The organism is Pseudomonas sp. AGC41, from assembly GCF_057334555.1.
Map to the genome: position 1 here is coordinate 10579 of NZ_JBHFJB010000027.1, position 6988 is coordinate 17566.

The window sequence follows — 6988 nt, forward strand, 5'->3', positions numbered from 1 at the left end:
CCCCAAATCCTGCGGTTGCTGCGCAACCGAGCGGGAGCAAGCTCCCTCGCCACGGAGTCTGTGTCAGCGTCAGCTGTTGTTGTGATCGATCTTGATGGTCGGGTCACTGCCGGCGATGAGCGAGTTCAAGTTGATGTTCGACCAGTTGTTGCCTTCCAGCTTGATCGTCACGTCCGGCGCCGCCGCACCGTTGGCCGCGTTGAATTGACCGGTAGTGCTGACTTGCAGGGAAGACACGTCATCGACCGTGCTGATCTTCAGGAAGTGGTCGATGGTGCTGCCGGTTTCGCCCTGCAACAGGTCCCGCAGGTCGATCCGGTCACCGTCGCCGGCCTTGAAGTCCTTGATCACGTCGGTACCGGTGTCACCGGATTTCCAGACGAAGGTATCGCCGCCCAGGCCACCGATGAGGGTGTCGTTGCCCTTGCCGCCGATCAGGATGTCGTTGCCGCTGCCACCGAGGAGGATGTCATTGCCCTTGCCGCCGTCGAGCAAATCGTTGCCGCCCTGGCCGAAGAGGATGTCGTTGCCAGCGCCGCCCAACAGGGTGTCGTTGCCATCGTGGGCACCGGACACATCGAACGCGGTGTAGTGCTCGGTGATGTACTGGTGCACGTTCGCAGTGGTGACCTTGCTGGCGTCAACGCCGCTTTGCTGGGCCACGAACGACTGAATTGCCTGGTAACCCTCGCCGGCGATGCCGTTGAAGCTCACCAGGTCACCGAACAGGATGTCGTTGCCGTCGGCACCGTTGACCGTGTCGGCACCCGGCAACGTCGCTTCGGTGTGGCCGATGATCGAGTTGGCCAGGTCCTTGGGATCGATGTTGGTCTGCGGTTTGCCGTCCGAGTCGTATGGCTTGAGGTCGTCCAGGGTCACGCCGTTGTTCAGGCCGATGGCTTCAACGTTGCTCAAGCCTTTGAGCAGGGTAAAGCTGGCCGTTGAGCCGGCTGCTGCCGAGGAGTCGCCCCACCCGCCGCCGTCCAGGTTGGAGAACTCGAACGTGCCGTTGCCCTCGGCATGCACCGTGCCGACGTAGTTTTCAGTCCAGTTCTTGCCGTTCTTGGTCGACAGGTACATTTCACCGTCTTCGTAAATGGTGAATTTATGCGTGCTGTCGATCGTCTGGGTGTAGTACTTGCCAACGGTGTAGTTGGCCGCACTCAACACGTCGTCGAGCTTGACGGTACCGTACAGCGTCGGGTTCGTCTGTTCACCGGACTGGTAGCGCGTTGGCTCACCGTCGGTGATGAAGTACGTCAGGTTCTTCGCGCCGGTATTGCTCAGGGCCTGAGTGCTGTTGAAGAAGTTTGCGGTGGTCTTGAACACGTCTTCATAGTTGGTATTGCCGCCGGACACCATCGAGTCGAGCACGCTCTTGAGCAGTGTCAGCGCGTTCGGGTCGTTGAGGTTGACCGCAACGTTCTTGTTTACCTGGTTGTCGAAGTCCGCCAGGAAGATGTTCACCGTCCCGGAGTTGCTGCCCAGGCTCTGCTTGAGTGTGTTGAACACCTGGGTCAGCGAGTTCTTCGCGGCGGTAACGGACGAAGAACTCATGCTGCCGGAGCTGTCGACCATGAAGGCGATGTTGTAGTTGACGCCCGGCACGACCGTCAGCCCGCCGATGTCGGCGACCATGATGTCGTTGCCGTCGGTGCCGGTGACGTTGTCACTGCCGGAAGTGGCGGTGCTGGCGGTGTAGACCGCCGGGTGCACGGTCACCGGGATTTGCGCAGTGGTGGTTGCCGATCCGCCTAGGGCTTCGGTGGAAGTCGAAGTCACGGTCAGGTTGATCTGACCGCTGAAGTAGGTCGGTGGCGTCAGGTTGAGGCTGCCCAGGTTCCAGCCGGTGAGCGAAGCTTCACCGTTGGCGCCCACGGTTGCGGTGTGTCCCGCGCCGTCGCTCAGCACGCTGCCTTCCGGCATGCCGCCGATTTTCACGCTCAGGCTTTCGGAGCCGTCGGTATCGGTCAGGGCGGTGGTGATCTTCGAAAGCTTCACGCTGCCGCCTTCGGCGCCTTCGTTGAGCTTGTAGCCGTCGTAGTAGCCTTCGCCATTGGTGCCGTGCAGGTCGGAAACGGACACGCCGGCATTCACCAGGTCAGCCACGCCGGTATACAGCGGTACGCCTGCGCTGCTCAGGTCCACCGGCGTGCTGCCGTTGACCGACAGGTTCACGTCATAACTGCCTGGGCCGGTCTGGTTGTGGTGGTAGATGTCCAGGGTGTAGTAGCCGCTGGTGGTCGGTGTGAATGAACCGTTCAACTGGCCGCCCGCACCCCAAGTGGTTGCCGCGGCGGTCTTGCCACCGATGGTCACCAGCAGGCTGTCATCGCCGATGCCGCTGAAGGTGTAGGTCTTGCCAGCTTCCAGGAAAATCAGGCCCGAGGTCTTCGACGCGGTGCCCGGATTTACGTTGCCGTCGTTCTGCACGTTGCTCACATTGGTGCTGCTGTTCGGCGTGCCGGCGGCGTCGACCACTGACTTGAGCGTGCCGGCCGGCGCGCCGTTGCCATCGGTGCCCAGGCCCGACAGGCCGGTCCAGACTTCCTTGATCAGGCCGGTGGAGGTCACGTTGTTGCCGGCGACGCTGAGGGTCGGCGCGTCGGCGGTTGGCGTGATGTCGATCTTTACGGTACCGGTGTTGCCCAAAGCCTGGCCGTCGGTTGGCTGGAACTTGATCTGCGCGTAGTCAGCCTGCTTGTTGCCCACGCCGCTGCCGCCGTAGCCATCGGCCCCGGATTCGTTGGCATCGGGTGTGAAGCGCAGCTTGCCGGCGTCGATGTCGGCCTTGGTGAAGGTCTGGTTGTTGGCCACGTCTTTCCACGTCGCTCCGTCCAGGTACTGCAACTTGCCATCGCCTGGCAGCCCGGTGATTTTCACGCCCTGGCTGGCGGCGGCACTGTCCACATCGCTGACGCCGAAGCTCGACCAGCCGAGGATCAACGAGGTGTCTTCGGTGCCGGTCACGGAGCCGCCAGTGGCAACTGGAGCATCGTTGACGCCGACCACGTTGACCGTGGTGGTGGCGGTGTTGGAGTAGCTGACGCCATCGGTCACTTTCAGGGTGATGATGCGCGGCACGGTGCTCGGGTCGTCACTGGTGTTGATGAAACTGATGTTTTTGATCTGCTCCATGTACTCGGCCAGCGTCGCATTGCCGGTCAAGGTCAGCGTTACGGTGCCGTTGGTGCTGTTGGCGTTGATGCTGATGCCGTTGACGCTATTGCCCAGGTTCAGCGCATCGCCGGGCTGACGGTTGGTCAGCACGATGGTGGCGCCGGTCAGCATCGTGCTGTCCGGGTCAGTGATTTTCAGGTCGGTGTCGCCGATCGATACGCCTGGGCCCGCGGTGCCTTCGGTGAAGGTCACCTGGTAATCGGCGCCGGTCTTGCCGCTGGAATTGTTGGCATCCAGGTCGAGCACCGGCGCGGCATCGTTGTCGATGATCGAAGTGCTGACGCTGCCGTTGGTGCCGCTGACCGCCAGGTTCTCGAAGTTGCCACCGGTGGCCGAGTCGATCTTGACCACGAAGTTCTCAGTGCCTTCGGTGATCTTGTCGTCCAGGGTCGCCACGTTGAAACTGGCGCTGGTGGCGTTGGCCGGGATCTTCACGGTGTAGACACCGGTGAAATCCGAGCCATCGGCGGCGGTACCGCTGTAGACGATCTTGACCGTTACCTCGGTTTGCGCCGGGTTCGTCAGGTTGACCGAATACGTGGCGGCCTGGCCTTCGGTGACCGAAGTGCTGCCGGTGATGCTGACGGTGGTGTTGTCAGGCGTGTCGGTAACGGCGGTCACGGCTGGCGTGGTGCTCGGCACCAGGTGCTCGAAATTACCCCCGGTGGCCGTCTTGATCGTTGCTTCGACGTTGCCAGCATCCTTGTAGACGTCGTCCTTTGGCGCATCGACGGCTACGGTACCAGTCTTGGCGCCTGCGGCGATGTTGATCACTGCGCCGTTGCTCAGGGTCACGGTCACTGGCGAACCAGCGGCGTTGGTGAGGGTCGCGGTATAGGTGATCTGGCCGCCCTCGGCAACCGAGTTGGTGGCGCTCAGGCTCAGGCCGGTGGTGTCCTGGACATCGGTGACGGAAGTGTCCGCAGGCTTACCGTCGATTTCCAGGTTTTCGTAGTTGCCGCCTTTCGCGTCGTCGATCTTAACGCTCAGGTTGCTGCCGCCCGCCAATGCATCGTTAGGCGCGGTGAAGTTCACCGAGCCGGAGCTGGAACCAACCGGGATGGTGATGGACTGGCCGTTGCTCAAGTTCACTACGAGCGGAGCGCCGGTGACCGGAGCATTCACCGAAGCGGTGTAAACCACGGTGCCGCCTTCGCCAACCGTCGAAGTCGCGGTGAGCGAAACAGTGCTGGTGTCGAGGGTGTCGGTCACATCGGTGACGGCTGGTGCAGTGTTAGGCACCAAGTTCTCGAAATTGCCACCGACAGCTTTATCGATGCTGACTTCAACCTTGCCGGCATCCTTGTAGACGTCATCCTTTGGCGCATCGACGGTTACGGTGCCGGTCTTGGCGCCAGCGGCGATGTTGATCACCGCGCCGTTGCTCAGGGTGATGGTGACAGGCGAGCCGGCAGCGTTTGTCAAAGTGGCGGTGTAAACGATGGAGCCGCCTTCGGCGACGGTGTCGGTTGCAGACAGCGTCAGACCGGTAGTGTCTTGGGTATCAGTTACTGCGGTGTCCGCAGGCTTACCATCAATTTCCAGGTTTTCGTAATTGCCACCTTTCGCGTCGTCAATCTTGACGCTGAGGTTGCTGCCGCCCGCCAATGCATCGTTAGGTGCAGTGAAGTTCACCGAGCCGGAGCTCGAACCAACCGGAATGGTGATGGACTGGCCGTTGCTCAAGGTCACTACGAGCGGGGCGCCAGTGACCGGGGCGTTTACGGATGCTGTGTAAACCACGGTGCCGCCTTCGCCCACGGAAGGGGAAGCCGTCAGGCTGACAGTTGAAGCGTCGAGCGTGTCGGTGACGTCGGTCACGGCAGGTGCAGTGTTAGGCACCAGATTTTCGAAGTTGCCACCAACGGCCTTGTCGATGCTGACTTCAACCTTGCCGGCGTCCTTGTAGACGTCGTCTTTCGGTGCATCGACGGTTACGGTGCCGGTGGTGGCACCAGCGGCGATATTGATCACCGCGCCGTTGCTCAGGGTGATGGTGACAGGCGAGCCGGCAGCGTTGGTCAAAGTGGCGGTGTAAACGATGGACCCGCCTTCAGCGACAGTATCAGTCGCGGACAGGGTCAGACCGGTAGTGTCTTGAACGTCTGTAACCGTCGTATCGGCAGGTTTGCCGTCGATTTCCAGATTCTCGTAATTGCCGCCTTTGGCGTCGTCGATCTTGACGCTGAGGTTACTGCCGCCCGCCAACGCATCGTTTGGTGCGGTGAAGTTCACTGAGCCAGAGCTGGAGCCAACCGGGATGGTGATGCTTTGGCCATTCGACAGCGTGACGACCAACGGGGCGCCAATGACTGGAGCGTTCACCGAAGCGGTGTAAACCACAGTGCCGCCTTCGCCAACCGTCGAAGTTGCGGTGAGCGAAACGGTGCTGGTGTCGAGGGTATCGGTCACGTCGGTGACGACGGGTGCAGTATTAGGCACCAGGTTCTCAAAGTTACCGCCAACTGCCGTGTCGATGCTGACTTCAACCTTACCGGCGTCTTTGTAGACGTCATCTTTCGGTGCATCAACAGTCACGGTGCCAGTGGTGGCGCCAGCGGCGATGTTGATGACCGCGCCGTTGCTCAAGGTGATGGTCACCGGCGAACCGGCGGCGTTGGTCAGGGTCGCGGTGTAAACGATGGACCCGCCTTCGGCAACGGTGTCGGTCGCGGAAAGGCTCAGGCCCGTGGCATCAGTCGAATCGGTGACTGCGGTGTCTGCAGGCTTACCATCAATTTCCAAGTTTTCGTAATTGCCGCCCTTGGCGTCGTCGATCTTAACGCTGAGGTTGCTGCCGCCCGCCAATGCATCGTTAGGCGCGGTGAAGTTCACCGAGCCGGAGCTCGAACCCACCGGAATGGTGATGGACTGGCCGTTGCTCAAGCTCACTACGAGCGGGGCGCCAGTGACCGGGGCGTTTACGGATGCTGTGTAAACCACAGTGCCGCCTTCGCCCACGGAAGGGGAAGCGGTCAAGCTGACAGTCGAAGTGTCGAGCGTATCGGTCACGTCGGTCACGGCAGGTGCAGTGTTAGGCACCAGATTTTCGAAGTTGCCACCGGTGGCTTTATCGATGCTGACTTCAACCTTGCCGGCGTCTTTGTAGACGTCGTCTTTCGGTGCATCGACGGTTACGGTCCCAGTGGTAGCGCCGGCAGCGATGTTGATCACCGCGCCGTTGCTCAGGGTGATGGTCACCGGCGAACCGGCGGCGTTGGTCAGGGTCGCGGTGTAAACAATCGAGCCGCCTTCGGCAACGGTGTCGGTTGCGGACAGTGTCAGACCGGTGGTTTCCTGGGTATCGGTCACTGCGGTGTCCGCAGGCTTACCATCAATTTCCAGGTTTTCGTAATTGCCGCCCTTGGCGTCGTCGATCTTGACGCTCAGGTTGCTGCCGCCCGCCAATGCATCGTTAGGTGCAGTGAAATTCACTGAGCCAGAGCTCGAACCAACAGGGATGGTGATGCTTTGACCATTCGACAGGGTGACGACCAGCGGAGCGCCGGTGACTGGACCGTTCACCGAAGCGGTGTAAACCACAGTGCCGCCTTCGCCAACCGTCGAAGTTGCGGTAAGCGAAACGGTGCTGGTGTCGAGGGTATCGGTGACGTCGGTGACGACTGGTGCAGTGTTAGGCACCAGGTTCTCAAAGTTACCGCCAACTGCCGTGTCGATGCTGACTTCAACCTTGCCAGCGTCTTTGTAGACGTCGTCTTTCGGCGCGTCGACAGTCACGGTGCCGGTGGTGGCGCCGGCCGCGATGTTGATCACCGCGCCGTTGCTCAGGGTGATGGTGACAGGCGAG

The 6988-nt window shown here is 61.1% G+C and carries 1 pseudogene; it reads right to left on the bottom strand.

The window, feature by feature from the left end:
- Positions 1 to 69: 69 nt before the first annotated feature.
- Positions 70 to 6988 (bottom strand): annotated as a pseudogene (locus ACE04F_RS04705) (LapA family giant adhesin); the annotation flags it as partial.